This window comes from Bacillus sp. FDAARGOS_1420 (assembly GCF_019344915.1).
In the GTDB taxonomy this organism is placed as follows: Bacteria; Bacillota; Bacilli; order Bacillales; family Bacillaceae_G; genus Bacillus_A; species Bacillus_A mycoides.
This window is the reverse complement of record NZ_JAHWJB010000002.1, coordinates 2,696,144-2,715,099: the sequence shown is the minus strand read 5'-3', so window position 1 is coordinate 2,715,099 and position 18,956 is coordinate 2,696,144. Positions and strand designations below refer to the sequence as shown.

Genomic DNA, 18,956 nt, shown 5'->3' with positions numbered 1-18,956 from the left:
GAACGGAAATCTATCAAAATATAAAAAGAAGATAATTACCTATATAAATAAGGGAATTATCTTCTTTTTATTATTTTTAATGTAAATCACGATATACGCCAATTACTTTTCCAATAACTGACACTTGTTTTAAAATAATAGGTTCTAGTGAAGAGTTTTCCGGTTGTAGACGGAAATGATCTTTTTCTTTATAGAAACGTTTAACAGTTGCTTCGTTATCTTCTGTTAAAGCAACTACAATTTCACCGTTGTATGCAGACTGTTGTTGGCGAACAACAACTAAATCACCATCAAAGATACCGGCTTCAATCATGCTATCTCCAGAAATGCGTAACATAAACACTTGATCTGCTCCAGCAACGATACTAGCTGGAAGTGGGAAGTGATCTTCTACACTTTCGACTGCTGTAATCGGTAAACCGGCAGTAACTTTTCCGATGATTGGAACTTGAATAACAGATTGTGTTTCCGTTCGGTTGTCACCTAAAATTTCAATTGCGCGTGGTTTTGTTGGATCGCGTCGAATATATCCCTTTTCTTCTAGTCGTGATAAATGTCCGTGCACTGTAGAACTAGAAGCAAGGCCGACTGCTTGACCGATTTCACGTACGGAAGGTGGATATCCTTTTTCTTGTACTTTTAGCTTAATAAAGTCGAGAATGTCTTGCTGGCGTTTCGTTAACTTTTCCATGTTTTCTAACACCTCGTTTTCTTTCATTTTTCTTATTATTAAGTATAACATGCGAAAAAACATTCTACAAACATAAGTTCGAACGAAAGGCAAATTTATGATACACTATAAGGAAAATATAGTGAGAAAGAAGGGTTCAAAATGAATGCAATTATTTATGCACGTGTGAGCACAACAAAAGAAGAACAGGAAACATCATTATTGCGTCAAAAAGATGAATTATTGCATTTAGCTGAGCGCTATCAAATGGATGTTACAAAGGTAATTGAGGAGCAGGCTAGCGGTTATACAATTGAACGTGATGGCATATTAGAAGTGCTAGATACAATTCGAGATGAACAAGTTGATGTACTACTTATACAAGATGAAACGCGTCTTGGTAGAGGAAATGCAAAGATTGCATTAATGCATTGTTTACATAAAGAGGGGATAAAAGTTTATACGCACACGCATAGTGGTGAATTACAGCTTTCAGATTCTGATTCGATGGTGCTAAATATAATTGGGATCGTTGAAGAGTATCAAAGAAAGATCCACAATTTAAAAATTAAACGTGGCATGCAAAGAGCAGTGGAGAAAGGATTTCGTCCAGAAAATAATTTGAAAAATCGTCATTTAAGCGTAGGACGTGAGAAAAAAGAAGTGCCAATTGAGGAAATTGTACGTTTGCGCCGGAATGAATTAACTTTTGAAGAAATTGCAGCAACACTTCGTGGTTTTGGTCATGATGTTTCAAAAGCAACTGTACATCGAAGGTATGTAGAATATACAAAGCAATTGCTTGATAAAGAGGAATAACTATTGTATGATAATAATCAGTTTTGAGTAGAAGGGGGATTCGAGATGCCAAGTCAAGAACTCATTGAACGCATTAACTTCTTAGCGAAAAAAGCAAAAGCTGAAGGCTTAACTGAAGAAGAACAACGTGAGCGCAAATCGCTTCGTGAACAATATTTAAAAGGATTTCGTCAAAATATGTTAAACGAATTAAAAGGAATTAAAGTCGTTAACGAAGAAGGCACGGACGTTACACCGGCGAAATTAAAAGCTTTAAAGAAGCAGGATAATGCAAAATTAAATTAAAAGATGGGCATAGCCCATCTTTTTTTATTTGTTAAAATTGTTATTTAATAACTTTCCAGTTTTCATTTTTCGTTGCTTCTATCCTTTTATGCTTCAATATATAGTTAGCGATAAGTTCAGACATATCTGTTGGTATGTCTTTTACTACTGGTTTATTTTGAAACATAAAGAAGTTCCCGCCACCGCTTGCACGATAATTATTCATAACAACGTCATATTCTTCATTCATATTAAGAGGAGCGCCTTTATACTGCAAAGACTCTACTCTCTCTCCAATTGGTTTTGAAATGTTTAATACATACGAAATCCCTTCCCACATATCGTAATTAAAGTGTTGTGGTTTTGGCTCTATATAGGCAGGGTTTACGATGATGGTTCCATCTGCTTTTAATGTGAAATAAGAAGCAGAGAGTTCGAGAGCATCTTTTATATCCGCTCCGGTTATTCTAATTACTTTTAATGTATTTGGATAAATATAATTAGAAACGATGTCACGCATTGTTACATGTTTCGGGAAACCAGGAGATGTATTATGAAACAAACTTGTACAAGAAATTGAAACATTAGCTATATCCATCTGTATTTTATTTATGAATTCAATAAAAGGATGGTCTTGCAAACGTGTTTGCATAGCATCGGAAATTTGCATATCCCCATAAATTATTCCAATAGGTTTATCAAGCCAATTTTGTGTTTTCTCTTCATAATTGGCAACCAAGGAAAGAACATCTTGGTCTGCCGCAATTCCTTGTACGGACAATAACTCTGAATAACTCTCTTTTTTCACCCATTTTTGTTCTGCTTTTTCGAATGTTACTGTTACTTTTCCAACTGAGTGTCCATTGCATCCAGTCTGTAAAATTGTTACACCATTAATCACGGTGTGAGCGATTTCTCGGTGTTGATGGCCTGTTAGTAAAATATCTATGCCTTCAATTTCATGGCACATTGCATATCCTTGGTTTTCACCTGTTAAAACTTCAGTCGGTACTCCGGTTTGTAAATCACGTTCAAATCCCCCGTGATAGGCTACGACTAGTAAATCTGGTTTTTCATGTTTACGGATGTAAGAAACCCATTTTTTTGTTGTTTCAAATGCATCTTCAAATTGTAAATCTTTAATATGATGTGCTTGTTCCCAATGGGGGATGTAATGCGTTGTCACCCCTAAAATAGCAATTTTTATATTTGATTCAATATGTTTTATTATATATGGTTTCCCGAAATAAGGTTCTTTTCTGTTTTTATCTAAAATGTTTGCTGATAGATAAGGGGAATTTGCAGTAGCCACAGCATTATTTAATATATCCATTCCATAATTAAATTCATGATTTCCGATAATTGCAATGTCATACTCTAAGTAGTTGGCTAATAAGGACATTGGGTTTTCCATATCTTTTTCGTATGTAGCGTAATGATAAGTAAATGGTGTTCCTTGAATGAAGTCCCCGTTATCAATCAGAAGAACGTTTGCATTTTGAGAACGTTCTTTTTTTATGAGAGTAGAAATTTTAGCTAAACCAATTTCTGCTTTGGAGTTATCTTGGTAGTGAATTGGATACACAGTACCATGTACATCGCTTGTTAATAAAATATTTAAAGTTACAATTTGATTTTGATTCAACACCATTCACCTTTTCTATAGTTATCTTTCAATTAATCATATCAAATATATGAAAAGAATTTTAATGTGAATGTATAGAATGTGTAAAGATTCTGTAAATAAGCAATTATTTGTAAAAATATGTGATATATTTCTTCATGTTTATGGAAGGTTATTTTATAACAACGAAAAATGGAGGCATTAACATGTTGAAAAAAGTTTTTGCAATGAGCACAACAGTTGTACTAGCAGCGGGATTATTAAGTGGATGTGGAACGAAGGAATCAAGTGCAAGTAAAAATGAAGATACGAAAAAAGGTTATGTACCGAAGACGCTAAATGTTCAATTTGTTCCTTCTCAAAATGCAGATACGTTAGAGGCGAAGGCAAAACCATTGGAAAAGCTATTAAGTGATAAATTAAACATTCCGGTAAAAGTTAGTATTTCAACGAATTACAATACAATTGTAGAAGCGATGGCATCTAAGCAAGTAGATGTAGGCTTTTTACCTCCAACAGCGTATGTGTTAGCGCATGAGAAAAAGGCTGCAAACGTAATTTTACAGGCGCAACGTTTTGGGGTAGATGATGAAACTGGAGCTCCCACAAAGGATTTAGTAGATGTTTATAAATCAGAGTTTGTTGTTAAGAAAGATTCTAATATTAATAGTGTAAAAGATTTAAAAGGTAAAAAAATTGGCTATCAAGATGTAACATCATCAGCGGGTTATGTATGGCCTGCGGCTGTATTGTTAAAAGAGGGAATCGATCCGCTAAAGGATGTGAAACCTGTTACATTAAAAGGTCATGATCAGTCACTTATTGCTCTTTTAAATGGTGATGTAGATGCAGCTGTTGTATTCCAAGATGCTCGCAATATTGTAAAAAAAGATTATCCGAATATATTCGATCAAACGAAAATAGTAAAATTTACGGAGAAAATTCCAAACGATACGATTTCTGTACGTTCTGATTTAGATGCAGAGTGGAGCAAGAAATTACAGGATGCTTTCATTGAAATAGGAAAGAATGAGGAAGGGCACAAAATCATTAAAGAAGTATACTCACATGAAGGATACGTTAAATCTGATGATAGTAAATTTGATATCGTTCGTGAATATGGAAAGAAAGTGAAAACGCAATAATACATATGGAAATGGCGACTAACTGGAAAGTGTGTGATTTCAGTTAGTTTGCCGCTTTTCAGTTATTGATAATACATAGAAGGTAGGTAAGATGTGTGATAGAGTTTCGAAATGTTTCTAAAGTGTATCCGAATGGTACAAAAGGATTGAATAATATAAACTTGGAAATTCAAAAAGGTGAGTTTGTTGTAATGGTCGGGCTATCCGGGGCTGGAAAATCTACACTTCTCAGATCGGTAAATCGCCTTCATGAGATCACAGAAGGAGAAATCATTATTGAAGGGGAGTCTATTACTGCTGCAAAAGGAAAAGGATTACGACGCATGCGCCGAGATATTGGTATGATTTTTCAAAGCTTTAACCTTGTGAAGCGATCAACGGTACTGAAGAATGTATTAGCTGGGCGGGTTGGATATCATTCTACATTGCGTACAACGTTAGGTCTGTTTCCGAAAGAGGATGTGGAGCTTGCATTCCAGGCGCTGAATAGAGTGAATATCTCAGAAAAAGCATATGCACGAGCTGATGAATTATCAGGGGGACAACAGCAACGTGTATCAATTGCTAGAGCATTGGCACAAGAAGCGAAAATCATATTGGCAGATGAGCCTGTTGCTTCGTTAGATCCTCTGACAACAAAGCAAGTAATGGATGATTTGAAGAAAATTAATGAAGATTTTGGAATTACGACAATTGTAAACTTACATTCTATTGATTTAGCGAGGCAATATGCTACTCGTATTATTGGATTACATGCTGGTGAAATTGTTTTTGATGGGTTAGTAGAAGAGGCAACGGATGAAAAATTCGCTGAAATTTATGGGGACGTAGCTCAGAAAAGCGCATTATTAGAGGTGGCAGCTAAATGAATGAAGTGACGATATATTCGAAATCGATACCGAAGCCGCCGAGTAAACTGAAACATATGTTAACTGTTATTTTAGTTATTTTACTGTTGTGGGGTAGTAGTGTACAGGTCGACGCATCATTTTCAAAACTAGTAGTTGGTTTTCCAAATATGATGGATTTATTGAAGGAAATGGTGCCACCAGATTGGAGTTATTTTCAAATTATTACAACAGCAATGTTAGATACAATACGTATGGCGATTATTGGAACGACTTTAGGGGCGATTTTAGCCATTCCACTTGCACTATTTGCGGCAAGTAATGTATTTACTAGTGTATTTTTGTACAGTCCAGCTCGATTGATTTTAAATTTTATACGAACAATACCAGATTTATTATTAGCGGCTATTTTTGTAGCGATTTTTGGAATAGGACCACTTCCAGGTATTTTGGCTCTTACTTGTTTCTCCGTTGGACTCGTAGCGAAATTATTGTATGAGTCAATTGAATCAATTGATCCAGGTCCATTAGAAGCGATGACAGCTGTAGGAGCGAATAAGGTGCAATGGATAGTTTATGGGGTCATTCCGCAAGTGAAAGCGCACTTCGTCTCCTATGTACTTTATACATTTGAGGTGAATGTACGTGCAGCAGCTGTTCTAGGTTTAGTAGGAGCAGGTGGGATTGGATTATATTATGATCGCACACTTGGATTTTTACAATATCAACAAACTGCTTCTATTATTATTTATACCCTTGTTGTTGTATTGCTAATTGATTATATAAGTACAGTGTTGCGGGGGAAATTATAATGAGTAAAACGACAATAATCGTACCAAAACCGAAGAAACCGAGTATATATCGCTGGATTATTTTTATAGCACTTACAGTTATATATGTATGGGCCTTTTCAGGAGTCCCACTAGAGGGAATAAAGAATACGGCGGGAGAAATTACAAAAGCAATTATGACAGGCGTATTGAACCCAGATTGGTCGTATGTATCTTTGCCAGATGGTGAAGATTTATTACACGGTTTAATTGATACGTTGGCAATTGCGATATTAGGTACATTTATTTCAGCTTTTTTATCTGTTCCATTTGCTTTTTGGGCGGCAACGAATATGAGTAGTGGAAAATTAACTTCAGGAACTGGGAAATTTGTACTTAGTTTTGTTCGTACATTTCCTGAATTAGTTATGGCTCTTTTATTTATAAAAGCTGTTGGTCCAGGCTCTTTTGCCGGAGTTCTAGCTTTAGGGTTACACTCTATCGGAATGTTAGGGAAACTATATTCGGAAGGAATTGAAAATATAGATAAGGGACCGACGGAAGCGTTAATAGCAACGGGTGCAAATCGGTTTCAAATACTTTGGTATGCCGTATTACCACAAGTGTTACCGGATTTTCTATCGTATACGTTATACAGGTTTGAAATTAATGTACGATCCGCTGCGATTTTAGGTGTTATTGGAGCAGGTGGTATTGGTACGCCATTAATTTTTGCACTTAGTTCACGTAATTGGTCTCGTGTGGGAATTATTTTATTAGGTATCATTTTAATGGTAATTATAATTGATTTTATTTCAAGTTCTATTCGTAAGCGGATTATTTAATTTGTTTTAAAAGCATCTAATTCAGATGCTTTTTTGTATTTTTAAAGGTTATCAAAAAGGAGATATATCAGAAATTAGTATATTTGTATAAATATACAGATAATTATATTTATTTTTAAAATAAAAACAATTAAAAAGTATGTCATATTGAATGCCCATACATTCCCTGAATCACTGTGTTTTTTATGAAAAATCAAAAAAACATCAACATATTTGTCGATACATGTTGTATAATCTTGCGTGGGAAGCTATCATATAAATGTATAAAACGTTTACTAACATACGCGAAGGGAAGAATAGCATGTCACATTCAATCGAACAACTTTCTATCAACACGATTCGCACATTATCCATTGATGCGATTGAAAAAGCAAACTCTGGTCACCCAGGAATGCCAATGGGTGCAGCACCAATGGCTTATACATTATGGACTCAATTTATGAAACACAATCCAAATAACCCAACGTGGTTTAACCGCGATCGTTTCGTATTATCTGCAGGTCATGGCTCAATGTTACTATACAGTCTACTTCATCTATCTGGTTATGACTTAACAATGGATGATTTAAAGAACTTCCGTCAATGGGGAAGCAAAACTCCAGGACATCCTGAGTATGGTCACACAGCAGGTGTAGACTCAACAACTGGTCCACTTGGACAAGGTATTGCAACTGCTGTAGGTATGGCAATGGCTGAAAGACATTTAGCGGCTAAATACAACCGTGATGCGTATAATGTAGTAGATCATCATACATACGCTATTTGTGGTGATGGAGATTTAATGGAAGGCGTTTCTGCTGAAGCATCTTCATTAGCTGCTCATTTACAATTAGGTCGTCTTGTTGTACTTTACGATTCAAACGATATTTCATTAGATGGCGATTTAAATCGTTCATTCTCTGAAAGTGTAGAAGATCGTTACAAAGCATACGGATGGCAAGTAATCCGTGTTGAGGATGGAAATGATATTGAAGCAATCGCAAAAGCAATTGAAGAAGCGAAAGCTGACGAAAAACGCCCAACGCTAATTGAAGTAAGAACGACAATTGGTTTCGGTTCTCCAAACAAATCAGGAAAATCAGCTTCACATGGTTCTCCACTTGGTGTAGACGAAACAAAATTAACGAAAGAAGCATACGCTTGGACTGCTGAACAAGACTTCCATGTAGCAGAAGAAGTATATGACAACTTCCGTAAAACAGTACAAGATGTTGGTGAAACGACGCAAGCTGCGTGGAACACGATGCTCGGTGAATATGCACAAGCATATCCAGAATTAGCAAACGAACTGCAAGCAGCAATGAACGGTCTTCTTCCAGAAGGTTGGGAACAAAGCTTACCAACTTATGAATTAGGATCAAAAGCAGCAACACGTAATTCTTCAGGTGCTGTAATTAATGCAATTGCAGAGTCTGTACCATCATTCTTCGGTGGATCTGCTGACCTTGCTGGTTCTAACAAAACATACATGAATAACGAAAAAGACTTTACAAGAGCTGATTACAGCGGAAAAAACATTTGGTACGGTGTACGTGAGTTCGCAATGGGTGCAGCAATGAACGGTATCGCACTTCATGGCGGTTTAAAAACTTACGGTGGTACGTTCTTCGTATTCTCTGACTACTTACGTCCAGCAATTCGTCTTGCAGCATTAATGCAATTGCCTGTAACGTATGTATTTACACATGACAGTATTGCTGTTGGTGAAGATGGTCCAACACATGAACCAGTTGAGCAATTAGCAGCGCTTCGTGCAATGCCAAATGTATCTGTTATTCGTCCAGCAGACGGTAACGAATCAGTTGCAGCTTGGAGACTAGCTCTAGAATCTACAAAAACACCAACTGCATTAGTGTTAACTCGTCAAGATCTTCCAACATTAGAAGGTGCAAAAGACGATACTTATGAAAAAGTAGCAAAAGGTGCATATGTAGTTTCTGCAAGCAAGAAAGAAACTTCTGATGTAATCTTAATTGCAACTGGATCTGAAGTAAGCTTAGCAATCGAAGCGCAAAAAGCTCTAGCAGCAGACGGCGTTGATGCAGCTGTTGTTAGCATGCCATCTATGGATCGCTTCGAAGCTCAAACTGCTGAGTACAAAGAATCTGTACTACCAAAAGCAGTAACGAAACGTTTCGCAATTGAAATGGGTGCTACATTCGGATGGCACCGTTACGTAGGCCTTGATGGAGATGTACTAGGTATCGACACATTCGGTGCTTCTGCTCCTGGTGAGAAGATTATGGAAGAGTATGGATTTACTGTAGAGAACGTTGTTCGTAAAGTAAAAGAAATGCTTTAATGATTTTAGAAAAATCTCTCCAGCATGGGGAGATTTTTCTATGTAATTGAGTTTTTTCGACAGGAAAAGTTTTTTCTCTCTCCGTAGTCAGACAATCATTGCAAATCTTCTCTTATATAATGTAGGGAAAAGGTTGTCCAGATCGGGAGGGGAAAAATGAAAACGTATGAATTGTATTTAATTCAAGAGGATATTGCGAAAGCTTACTTTGGTCGTGAATATTTGTTTTTTGATTTATTTGCTCGATTTTCAGAATCTGGGTTCCTTTCGGAGAAGAAAGTATTATATAAACAAATGACGTATATTACGATGCCGTTACAAGTAATGAAAATTCATCATAAATTAGAACAAGCTTTGCGTGTTCTTGGTAAATATGAAAGAACAAATCATACTCATACGCTTTATACAGGAGCCGAATACGGAGAAATAATGGTGAAACCACAATATATTCGAATAAATACTTCTGGAAATGTATCCATGGAAACAACTTTCTTTGAGGTGCTTAGAAAGTGTGAGTTAACATTTTTAGCGATGGATTATGAAAATAAAAAGTACGGTTGGTTAAATCCTCTCAAACAAGTACGAACATATGTGTAAAAAATGTCGAATAGTATCTTGTCTTATTGAAAAGGTTTTAGTACACTGTAAGGTAGACAACATGAAGGAGGAAAAGATATGCCAATGTGGTTAGGTATTCTAGTGGGCGTAGTAGCACTAGTAGCAGGCGTGGCGTTAGGATTTTTCATTGCCCGCAAATACATGATGAATTACTTACAAAAAAATCCACCAATTAACGAACAAATGTTAAAAATGATGATGATGCAAATGGGACAAAAACCTTCCCAAAAGAAAATCAATCAAATGATGAGCGCGATGAACAAGCAACAAACAAAATAAGCGCCAAAGGGCACTCTTACCGAGTGCCCTTTTCTTTTGGTTATAAAACATATTTAAAACTTTTAAATATTCTGTATTTTTGTTACACTGAAAACATCGCTCATTTTAAGGGAGGAGGATAAATATGAAAGTGTTTTTTAATTTAGCTTGGTTTTTTAAGCAAGAAAAACGAGCGTACATAATCGGAATTATTATGTTATTTGGTGTCGCGCTTCTTGAACTTGTAGCGCCAAGAGTACTAGGGATTGTAGTAGATGAAATTAATAGTGGAACATTAACGTCTGAAAAATTGTTGAACTGGGTTATTCTATTAGTAGTTGTAGGAATTATGATGTATATATTACGTTACTTATGGCGTATTATGATTTTTGGATCTTCTTTAAAACTAGCTCGTCAACTGCGAAAGAATCTATATGAACATTTTACTAAGATGAGCCCATCCTTTTATCAATCACGTCGCACAGGCGATTTGATGGCACATGCGACAAATGATATTCAGGCGATTCAGCAAACTGCGGGGGCAGGTGTTTTAACACTCGTTGATTCATTAGCTGTTGGAGGATGTGTACTCGTAGCGATGGGATTTACAATTAGTTGGAAGTTAACGTTATTAAGTTTAATTCCGATGCCAATTGTAGCTATTTCTACAAATTATTATGGAACTTTATTGCATAGAAGATTTCATAAGGCACAGCAATCGTTTTCTGAAATCAATGATAAAGTACAAGAAAGTATGAGTGGGATGAAGGTAATTCGCTCACTTGGACAAGAGAAAGAGGATTTACAAGCGTTTCGGAAAAAATCTGAAGATGTCGTACATAAAAATATGCTAGTTGCACGTATTGACTCGTTATTCGATCCAACGATTTCCCTAATTGTCGGATTTTCATTTTTGATCGCAATTTGTTACGGATCATTATTAGTCGTACGAGGTGAATTAACTGTAGGGGAATTAGTAACATTTACAACGTACTTAGGGACACTTGTATGGCCAATGTTAGCTTTTGGATGGCTATTTAATATTATGGAGCGTGGACGTGCTTCGTATGATCGTGTGGAGAAAATATTTTCACAAACTTCAGATGTAGTGAATAAGGAAAATGCTATACACGCTATAGCAAGTGGTGATGTTTCGTTTGCTGTTGATTCGTTTTCTTATAAAAAGAATGAACTATTAAACTTAAAAGATATTTACTTTAACTTAAGAAAAGGTGAAACGTTAGGAGTTGTAGGGCGTACCGGTGCAGGGAAGACGACGTTATTAAAATGTTTAATTCGAGAGTATGATCATTTTAATGGTGAATTAAAAGTTGGGGAGCGGGATATTCGAGATTTAACACTTCACGGTGTGCGTTCTGCAATTTCATATGTACCGCAAGATCACTTTTTATTTTCAGCGAGTATTGGGGAGAACATTGCTTTTGGAAAGGCCGATGCTACATATAAAGAAATTAGCAGGGCTGCTGAGATTGCTTGTATTCATAATGATATTATTCAATTTTCGGAAGGATATGAAACGGTAGTAGGAGAAAGAGGGGTTTCGCTATCAGGAGGCCAAAAACAGCGGATTTCAATTGCACGTGCGTTATTAACGAATGCTGAAATTTTAATTTTAGATGATTGTTTATCAGCTGTAGATGCAAAAACAGAAGAAACTATTTTAACTGCATTGAAACGAGAAAGAGCAGAAAAAACGACGATTATTACTGCGCACCGTTTAAGTGCGATTCAGCATGCAAATCTTATTCTTGTTATTGATGAAGGTAAGGTTATGCAGCGAGGAACACATGAACAACTAATGAACGAAAATGGTTGGTATAAGGAAATGTATGAAAGCCAGCAGTTAGAGGCGTTGGTGGAGAAAGGAGGCGTATGATGGCTGAGAAAAAGCGGAGTGATTTAAGGCGATTGCTTTCTTATATGAGACCATATAAAAGGTTATTAGCGCTAGCATTTTTATTTCTAGTTGGTGCAACTGTAACTGAAATGATGGGTCCTTTTTTAATTAAACAATTTCTTGATGAACACTTAGTACCACGTAACTTTGAACAATCAGCACTTGTAACCCTATTTGTAGTGTATATTATTGCTCATTTATTAAAAGTATTATTTACTTATTTAGACTTATTGTACTTTCAAAATATCGCTTTTAAGATTGTCCAAGATATGCGAGTTGAAGTGTATGAACATGTTCAAAAATTGTCATTAAGCTTCTTTGATCGTACGCCGATTGGTACGCTCGTATCTCGCATAACGAATGATACAGAAGCGATTAAGGATTTTTATGTTAGTGTACTATCAACATTCGTGAAAAATGTAGTCTTTTTAGTAGGGATTTTAGTAGCGATGTTTTTATTAGATGTAAAATTAGCGCTATTTTCGCTCATATTAATTCCGGTAATGTTTGCAATTATGGTGTTGTATCAACGGAAAAGTGCAGCTTTTTATTTAGAGGTACGTAATCAGCTGAGTATATTAAATGCAAAGTTAAATGAGTCCATTCAAGGTATGAATATTGTTCAGGTGTTCCGGCAAGAAAAGCGGATGAGAAAAGAATTTGAAGAAGTGAACAATAAACATTTTAGTGCTGGACGTCGTACATTGAAATTAGATGCATTACTTTTACGTCCAGCAACAGATCTTGTTCATATTGTAGCAATTGCGTTAGTACTTGGTTTATTCGGAATCGATGCTTTAAAGAGTCCTGTTGAAGTAGGGGTTTTATATGCTTTCGTTAACTATATTCATCGTTTCTTCCAGCCGGTAAATGAGATGATGATGAAACTATCTTTCTTCCAACAAGCGCTTGTTTCATCATCGCGTGTATTTCATTTAATGGATGATAAAGATTTAGCTCCTGTTCAAATGGGGAGTGAACAGCCAGGAATAGCTAATGGGGAAATTCAGTTTAAAGATGTTACTTTTTCATATGATGGAAAGCGTGACGTTTTAAAAAATGTATCTTTTCACGTAAAGCCAGGGCAAACGGTTGCTTTCGTAGGGCATACTGGTAGCGGAAAGAGTACGATTATGAATTTATTAATGAGATTTTACAATATTAAATCAGGAAATATTGTAATAGACGGAGTAGATTTAGAGAAGTTTGAAGAACAAGAAATTCGAAAGAAAATTGGTCTTGTGCTGCAAGATGCATTTTTATTTGCTGGAAATGTAAAGCAAAACATTCGTATGTATAATGAAGAGATTACGGATGAAGAGATAGAGGAAGCAGCGCGATTTGTGCAAGCGAATACGTTTATTGAAAAATTACCAGAGCAGTATGATACAGAAGTAGTCGAAAGAGGAGCTGCATTTTCTAGTGGTCAAAGGCAATTAATTGCTTTTGCTAGAACGATAGCAACTAATCCGAAAGTATTAGTGTTAGATGAAGCGACGGCAAATATTGATACAGAAACAGAGGAGGCTATCCAAACGGCATTGCAGCAAATGCGAAAAGGCAGAACAACGATAGCGATTGCGCACAGATTGTCTACAATCCAAGATGCGGATCAAATATTTGTTATGCATGAAGGGGAAATTGTAGAAAGCGGAACACATCAAGAGTTACTTAGTAAACAAGGACTTTATTACAATATGTACTTACTGCAAAATAAAGGTAGTTTGCAAAAGGCTTTGTAATTACAAGGCCTTTTTTGCGGTGTTAAAAGTGTATTAATGGAGTTTTTGGTGAAGGGTGGTTTCAATTTCACTTTTTTCTTAAACAACTCGACAAAATAAATGTATTAGAACTTTATTACTATAGCATAAAAGTCGTGTCCTCTAACCGAAGTTGTACATATTGTATACGGAATAAAAAAATTTGATAGGAGCTTTTATATGCAAAATAGATCCAGTTCAAATGTTACGTTTATCGATGTGTCTCATTGGGAAGGAAACATTGATTGGAATGCTGTGAAGTCATCTGGTATTCCAGCGGCGTATGCAAAAGCGACGGAAGGTGTGAACTATATTGACCCTACTTTCGTTCAAAATGTACAAGCTGCGAGAAATGCGAATGTATTAATTGGTGCATATCATTTTGCGCACCCAGAACAAAATGATGCCATTTCAGAAGCGAAATATTTTGTGAATATATTACAGAGTAATCAGACGGACTTAATTCCTGTTTTAGATTTAGAATCGCCAACGGATACTAGCAATAGTAGTTTAACGGGTGCGACTATATCGAATTGGGCAAGAAGTTTCGTAAATTATGTGAAACAAGCTACTGGGAAAAATGTAATGTTATATACAGGAGTTTGGTATATTAATGAATTTGGAATTAGCGGATTAAGTGACATTCCACTATGGATTTCCAGATATTCTAGTATACCGCCTGCTGATGCTGGTGGATGGACAGAGTGGACAGCATGGCAGTACACAGATTCTGGGCAAATTTCAGGTGTAGGAAATTGTGACGTATCAGCAGCTGTTTCATTAGAAGCTTTACAAGGAAATGGAGCAAGTGGTGGAGGGAATGTTTCCACGCCTAATAATGCGACTCCAGTATACGGAGTTGCTGTAATTAATGGAGATAATGTGAATTTACGAAGTGGACCATCTTTACAGTCTAGTGTAATTCGCCAATTGAATCGTGGCGAATCATATGAAGTTTGGGGAGAACAAAATGGATGGCTCTGCTTAGGGACAAATCAGTGGGTATATAATGATTCAAGTTATATTCAGTATAAACATTATGTAGCAACTATTACTGGCGATAATGTGAATCTGCGAGATGCTCCATCATTAAACGGGAATGTTATAAGACAGTTACATCATGGTGAATCATATCGAGTATGGAGTAAGCAAGATGGATGGCTTTGCTTAGGGACAAATCAATGGGTATACTATGATTCAAGTTATATTCAGTATGGTGTACAATAAAGTGAATCTAAAAGGTATCTCGACTGAGGTGCCTTTTATGAAAAATATATAATTTTTACAAAGTATATATTGATAACATAGTATAATGTAATTGATATATGTTTAAAAATAATCGGAAATGAAATAAAGGAGTAATAATATGGAGTATGTGCTAATAGGTGGGATTTTAATATTATTAGCTGTAGTGTTTGTACTGTTTTATAAAAATAAACAGTTAGAATCAGAGAGTCAGCAAGTAGAGTTTGAAAAGAAACAAGCGATTGAAACGTATGAAAATGAGATTGCAGCTACGATTACAGGGCATAAAGAACAACAGGATACTTTAAAGAATATGGAACAGAAAAAATATAATGATTTACAAGTGAATACAGCTAGAGAACTTGAAAATATGCGTATGATGAAAAATCAATTGGCTGTTCAACATAGTAAAGAACGTAGTGAAATGCAAGATAAGCATAGTAGTGAAATACATATGTTTCAAAATTTAATTGCGGATTTACGAGAATATACCAAAAATGGTGCTGAAGTGAATGCGCATGAAACATTACATTATATGAAGCGAGGTTTCGTTGAGCAAGGAATAATACTAGAAGAAGAGTTTCATATTATACCGAACGTTTTTATGATACGCAATAAATATAGAGATAAACGTGACATAAATGATAATCGAATTCATCACCTTATCTTATGTAAAACTGGTATTTATCTACTTGAGACGAAAGAATGGACAGGGAAATTAATCCATGGCTTAACGAGAGAAAATGCGGGTATATATTCATTTATGATTGAGGAAATTGGTAAGTATCAACATGAAATTGAAAAAGAAGAGACATTTGAATTTATTACGGATGGAACTTCATTAACTTTGCAAGTAAGAAATGAAGGGAATCCAGCGTATAAAGCGAAAATGCTATCTCAAACTTTATATAATTGTTTGGAAGAAATGCAAGTAGATATTGTAAAGGAAAAAGTAAAACCAATTGTATATTTTGAAAATGAGAGTGGAAAAGAAGTTATTGATCTTTCTAATGAAGAATTGCCGAGATTTAAAGATAGAGAGCAAATTGTAATGTTTTTCAGAAATGAAGTTTTAACAAGTAAAGTAATATATACAGCACGAGAACTACAAAAGATTAGAGATATGATTGGCCAGATGAATTATGTTGCGAAGTGAAAAATAAAGTAAAACTTTAATTAGTGGGGGTTTATGGGCAACACGACTTCTACCCTTTACAGCCGAATTTTGAGGTGGGAGTCTAACTGCCCGCAAATAGCGGGATAAAGTAGGTGTTATTTGGGTGGAGAAAGGTAAAAGCTCTATATTGTGGGGAATGTTGTACATTTATATTTGTTTGCATATATTAATGTACATTGCGTTTATTTTCGTTATTGATATGGTTCATGTGTCATTGAGTGTAATGAGTATTTTGGTGGTAGTAATGCCTTTTATTTTATTAGTTATTATTCAAAAGTCTATCTTACATGTTTCGGCAAGACGTGATAAAGGTAAGAAACAACTGTTCACTATAATGATGGTAGGTCTCATTCCATTGCTAGTATGCACCGTACAATTAAGTATAAATAAATACACTTCAAATTTTAATCAGGATCGGTGGTTAAATTATGAAGAAAAACGAGTACATATGGTAGATGACCTATTACAGGAGCATAAATTGATAGGGAAATCAAACGAGGAAATTACAAAATTGTTAGGGGCCCCTACGAAAACAAGCAGTTTGGAAACGGGAATTACTACACTATACTATCTTGGGAATGAACGTGGTTTCATTCCTATAGATAGTGAATGTCTTGTTTTGCAATTTGATAAAGATGGTAAAGTTGTGAAATATGAGATGCAAAGAGATTAATGAGATTTAAAGAGAAGCTATATATTATAGCTTCTTTTCTATATTCCAATATAGAAAAAATAGGCAAATAGTAGTCATTCCTATCTATACGAATGAGATAGAGTTTGTTATATTGTAAAGGGTTATTTAGTTTAGAAGTCTGCTAGATAGCCTTAAATATTTTAGATTAGGGAGGGAAGTTAACACGAATTAAGATATAAACGTGTTAAATAATTAGTATGAAAAAAGAATTTTATAATGTTTTAGCTGCATCAATTGTATTTAGTATGGTAACGATTCCAAGTTTTTCCTATGCAGACACAGTAGAAAAGACCGTAACAATTTCAACAGACGAGCAAGCATTAAAAAGTATTGAAAGCCATATGAAAGATGAAGATGGACGTGGAGAGAGCAAAGGAATAACAAATGAAGTACAAGGAGATTTTTTTGTACATATAATAGGTTCAGCATCTTTATTTGATTCTGCTGAATTACAAAAAGCGACAGGTGTTCAGCTTTCTAATCAAGTAGTGAAAGCCGAAAAACAAAAAGGAAACGCTTACTATATACAAACAGAATCTGGAACTGGGTGGATACAAAGTAGTGAAGGAAATGTAGAGGTTAAGGAAGTTTATCACTTGGCAAACGAAAAGTTAGTAATTAATGAAGAGACAGCTACATATTCCGCACCATTTAATTCATATAAAGAAGAGAAAGTGTTACAACCGCAAACAATTATTGCAATTGGACAAGTTGGAGAGTGGTTCCAAGTTCAAATAGATAATGAGGTGAAATGGATTTATTCACCTTCAGCAAAATTTGAGGGTACAAAAGCATCTCTTATTCAAAGCACAACTCCAACTCGTACGAAACGTGCAGCGGTTATGTATACTGCACCAATAGAAGAGAAAACAGCGGATATTTACGGTGTACCATTAAAGGAAATGATTGTACCAACAGGTAATGAAAATATTCGTCCAGGTTATGCGATGAAACCAAAATACATTACAATTCATGAGACAGATAATTATAGTGTTGGAGCAAATGCTAGAAACCATGCACAATATTTATACAGTCAAGCAACAGGAACGACTGACCGTTCAGCATCTTGGCATTTTACAGTAGATGATAAAGAAATTTATCAACATCTACCATTAAATGAAAATGGTTGGCATGCTGGAGATGGATCAGAAGGAACCGGTAACAGAGAATCAATTGCAATTGAAATTGCTGTCAATCAAGATGGTGATTATAATAAAGCTGTGGAAAATGCTCGCAAACTAGCAGCCTATTTAATGGGGGAATTAAATATTCCTTTAGAAAATGTGAAAAAACATCAATTTTGGAGCGGAAAGAATTGTCCGGCCATTATGATAAGGAATAATGCGTGGGAGCCATTTTTACAGGGAACGAAAGCTTATTATGATGCGAATCATAAAGATGATATAACTGGCGGTTGGTATGAAGCAGATATTCGTGAATTAGATAAAAGAGGTATTATGGTTGGAGACGGTAAGGGTTCTTACTGGCCAGAACGTCTTGTAACACGTGGTGAATTTGCGAATTTAGTTTCAAGATCATTGCAATTACCAGAGGGGAAATCGAATTTCAAAGATTTAAGCACAGCTCATCCATCGCTAGTAGATGGTATTAATCGTGCAGCTAGTGCTGGGATTATAAGTGGACGAGGAAATGATATATTTGCTCCGAATGATACGATTAAACGTGATGAAGCTGTCATTATGATTGATCGTGCATTGCAATACAAAAATATTAAAGGTAATTTAGTTCCATTACCATTTACGGATCAAAATTTAGCGTATGATAAACAGGCGGTTCAACGTGTTTATGGGTTAGGTATCGTAAAAGGGAATGAGAATAATGAGTTTATGCCAAAAGGTTCTGCAACACGTGGGGAATCGGCAGCATTTATTAATAGAATGTTAAAAGTAATAGAGAGTAAATAATGGAAAGGCATTCGCTTTGGCGAGTGCTTTTTATTTTTCAATATGTTATAGAAAGGGGATGTGAATTTTGGCTG

General features: G+C 35.5%; 17 protein-coding genes. 15 read left to right on the top strand and 2 right to left on the bottom strand.

From position 1 onward, the window contains the following. Positions 1 to 76: 76 nt before the first annotated feature. Complete coding sequence (lexA, locus tag I6L50_RS24115) at positions 77 to 691, bottom strand: transcriptional repressor LexA (RefSeq protein WP_002087894.1); 615 nt, start codon at positions 689 to 691, stop codon at positions 77 to 79. Between the two features lie 141 nt (positions 692 to 832). On the opposite strand from lexA, the gene I6L50_RS24110 reads away from it, so the two are divergent. After that, positions 833 to 1,489 (top strand): YneB family resolvase-like protein, encoded by a 657-nt coding sequence (locus I6L50_RS24110; RefSeq protein ID WP_002014433.1) that lies wholly within the window; start codon positions 833 to 835, stop codon positions 1,487 to 1,489. A gap of 45 nt (positions 1,490 to 1,534) precedes the next feature. Next, positions 1,535 to 1,774, top strand: a complete 240-nt coding sequence (locus I6L50_RS24105; protein ID WP_113936922.1) for a DUF896 domain-containing protein — start codon at positions 1,535 to 1,537, stop codon at positions 1,772 to 1,774. A 40-nt stretch (positions 1,775 to 1,814) separates the two neighbouring features. Here I6L50_RS24105 and I6L50_RS24100 read toward each other — a convergent pair whose 3' ends face one another. After that, a complete protein-coding gene (locus tag I6L50_RS24100; protein ID WP_113936923.1) occupies positions 1,815 to 3,398 on the bottom strand; it encodes a bifunctional metallophosphatase/5'-nucleotidase in 1,584 nt (527 codons plus the stop codon). Between the two features lie 185 nt (positions 3,399 to 3,583). Between I6L50_RS24100 and I6L50_RS24095 the strand changes: the two genes are divergently transcribed. The 13 genes from I6L50_RS24095 to I6L50_RS24035 all read left to right on the top strand — a co-directional run bounded on the left by I6L50_RS24095 (position 3,584) and on the right by I6L50_RS24035 (position 18,882). After that, a complete protein-coding gene (locus I6L50_RS24095) occupies positions 3,584 to 4,522 on the top strand; it encodes a phosphate/phosphite/phosphonate ABC transporter substrate-binding protein (protein WP_002137777.1) in 939 nt (312 codons plus the stop codon). Between the two features lie 95 nt (positions 4,523 to 4,617). Next, complete coding sequence (gene phnC, locus I6L50_RS24090) at positions 4,618 to 5,391, top strand: phosphonate ABC transporter ATP-binding protein (protein ID WP_002137774.1); 774 nt, start codon at positions 4,618 to 4,620, stop codon at positions 5,389 to 5,391. Beyond that, positions 5,388 to 6,182, top strand: coding sequence for a phosphonate ABC transporter, permease protein PhnE (gene phnE, locus I6L50_RS24085; RefSeq protein WP_002087885.1), 795 nt, complete (start codon positions 5,388 to 5,390; stop codon positions 6,180 to 6,182). The genes phnC and phnE (I6L50_RS24085) overlap by 4 nt, the downstream gene beginning before the upstream one ends. After that, on the top strand, positions 6,182 to 6,985 hold the full coding sequence (phnE, locus tag I6L50_RS24080) for a phosphonate ABC transporter, permease protein PhnE (protein WP_002066554.1): 804 nt from the start codon (positions 6,182 to 6,184) through the stop codon (positions 6,983 to 6,985). The genes phnE (I6L50_RS24085) and phnE (I6L50_RS24080) overlap by 1 nt, the downstream gene beginning before the upstream one ends. A 301-nt stretch (positions 6,986 to 7,286) precedes the next feature. Next, a complete protein-coding gene (gene tkt, locus I6L50_RS24075; RefSeq protein ID WP_002087884.1) occupies positions 7,287 to 9,287 on the top strand; it encodes a transketolase in 2,001 nt (666 codons plus the stop codon). Between the two features lie 156 nt (positions 9,288 to 9,443). Then, a complete protein-coding gene (sirA, locus tag I6L50_RS24070) occupies positions 9,444 to 9,884 on the top strand; it encodes a sporulation inhibitor of replication protein SirA (RefSeq protein WP_002014415.1) in 441 nt (146 codons plus the stop codon). 78 nt (positions 9,885 to 9,962) lie between these two features. Beyond that, positions 9,963 to 10,184 carry a YneF family protein gene (locus I6L50_RS24065; protein WP_001132292.1) on the top strand — a complete coding sequence of 74 codons (222 nt, stop codon included), beginning with the start codon at positions 9,963 to 9,965 and terminating at the stop codon, positions 10,182 to 10,184. A gap of 124 nt (positions 10,185 to 10,308) precedes the next feature. Beyond that, complete coding sequence (locus I6L50_RS24060) at positions 10,309 to 12,060, top strand: ABC transporter transmembrane domain-containing protein (RefSeq protein ID WP_219303329.1); 1,752 nt, start codon at positions 10,309 to 10,311, stop codon at positions 12,058 to 12,060. Continuing rightward, complete coding sequence (locus tag I6L50_RS24055) at positions 12,060 to 13,823, top strand: ABC transporter ATP-binding protein (protein ID WP_113936928.1); 1,764 nt, start codon at positions 12,060 to 12,062, stop codon at positions 13,821 to 13,823. The genes I6L50_RS24060 and I6L50_RS24055 overlap by 1 nt, the downstream gene beginning before the upstream one ends. Positions 13,824 to 14,021: 198 nt before the next feature. Continuing rightward, positions 14,022 to 15,068 carry a GH25 family lysozyme gene (locus I6L50_RS24050; RefSeq protein ID WP_219303328.1) on the top strand — a complete coding sequence of 349 codons (1,047 nt, stop codon included), beginning with the start codon at positions 14,022 to 14,024 and terminating at the stop codon, positions 15,066 to 15,068. Between the two features lie 139 nt (positions 15,069 to 15,207). Further along, complete coding sequence (locus I6L50_RS24045) at positions 15,208 to 16,242, top strand: nuclease-related domain-containing protein (protein WP_219303327.1); 1,035 nt, start codon at positions 15,208 to 15,210, stop codon at positions 16,240 to 16,242. 124 nt (positions 16,243 to 16,366) lie between these two features. Continuing rightward, positions 16,367 to 16,936, top strand: a complete 570-nt coding sequence (locus tag I6L50_RS24040; RefSeq protein WP_002033489.1) for a hypothetical protein — start codon at positions 16,367 to 16,369, stop codon at positions 16,934 to 16,936. A 218-nt stretch (positions 16,937 to 17,154) separates the two neighbouring features. After that, complete coding sequence (locus I6L50_RS24035; protein WP_219303326.1) at positions 17,155 to 18,882, top strand: S-layer homology domain-containing protein; 1,728 nt, start codon at positions 17,155 to 17,157, stop codon at positions 18,880 to 18,882. Positions 18,883 to 18,956 lie beyond the last annotated feature (74 nt).

Excerpts from the sequence above, each read along its gene's own strand:
- I6L50_RS24060 (WP_219303329.1), top strand. The coding sequence starts at position 10,309 with ATGAAAGTGTTTTTTAATTTAGCTTGGTTTTTTAAGCAAGAAAAACGA.
- tkt (WP_002087884.1), top strand. The coding sequence starts at position 7,287 with ATGTCACATTCAATCGAACAACTTTCTATCAACACGATTCGCACATTA.
- lexA (WP_002087894.1), bottom strand. The coding sequence starts at position 691 with ATGGAAAAGTTAACGAAACGCCAGCAAGACATTCTCGACTTTATTAAG.
- I6L50_RS24095 (WP_002137777.1), top strand. The coding sequence starts at position 3,584 with ATGTTGAAAAAAGTTTTTGCAATGAGCACAACAGTTGTACTAGCAGCG.
- sirA (WP_002014415.1), top strand. The coding sequence starts at position 9,444 with ATGAAAACGTATGAATTGTATTTAATTCAAGAGGATATTGCGAAAGCT.
- I6L50_RS24055 (WP_113936928.1), top strand. The coding sequence starts at position 12,060 with ATGGCTGAGAAAAAGCGGAGTGATTTAAGGCGATTGCTTTCTTATATG.
- I6L50_RS24045 (WP_219303327.1), top strand. The coding sequence starts at position 15,208 with ATGGAGTATGTGCTAATAGGTGGGATTTTAATATTATTAGCTGTAGTG.
- phnE (WP_002087885.1), top strand. The coding sequence starts at position 5,388 with ATGAATGAAGTGACGATATATTCGAAATCGATACCGAAGCCGCCGAGT.
- I6L50_RS24110 (WP_002014433.1), top strand. The coding sequence starts at position 833 with ATGAATGCAATTATTTATGCACGTGTGAGCACAACAAAAGAAGAACAG.
- I6L50_RS24050 (WP_219303328.1), top strand. The coding sequence starts at position 14,022 with ATGCAAAATAGATCCAGTTCAAATGTTACGTTTATCGATGTGTCTCAT.
- I6L50_RS24035 (WP_219303326.1), top strand. The coding sequence starts at position 17,155 with ATGAAAAAAGAATTTTATAATGTTTTAGCTGCATCAATTGTATTTAGT.
- I6L50_RS24105 (WP_113936922.1), top strand. The coding sequence starts at position 1,535 with ATGCCAAGTCAAGAACTCATTGAACGCATTAACTTCTTAGCGAAAAAA.
- I6L50_RS24065 (WP_001132292.1), top strand. The coding sequence starts at position 9,963 with ATGCCAATGTGGTTAGGTATTCTAGTGGGCGTAGTAGCACTAGTAGCA.
- phnE (WP_002066554.1), top strand. The coding sequence starts at position 6,182 with ATGAGTAAAACGACAATAATCGTACCAAAACCGAAGAAACCGAGTATA.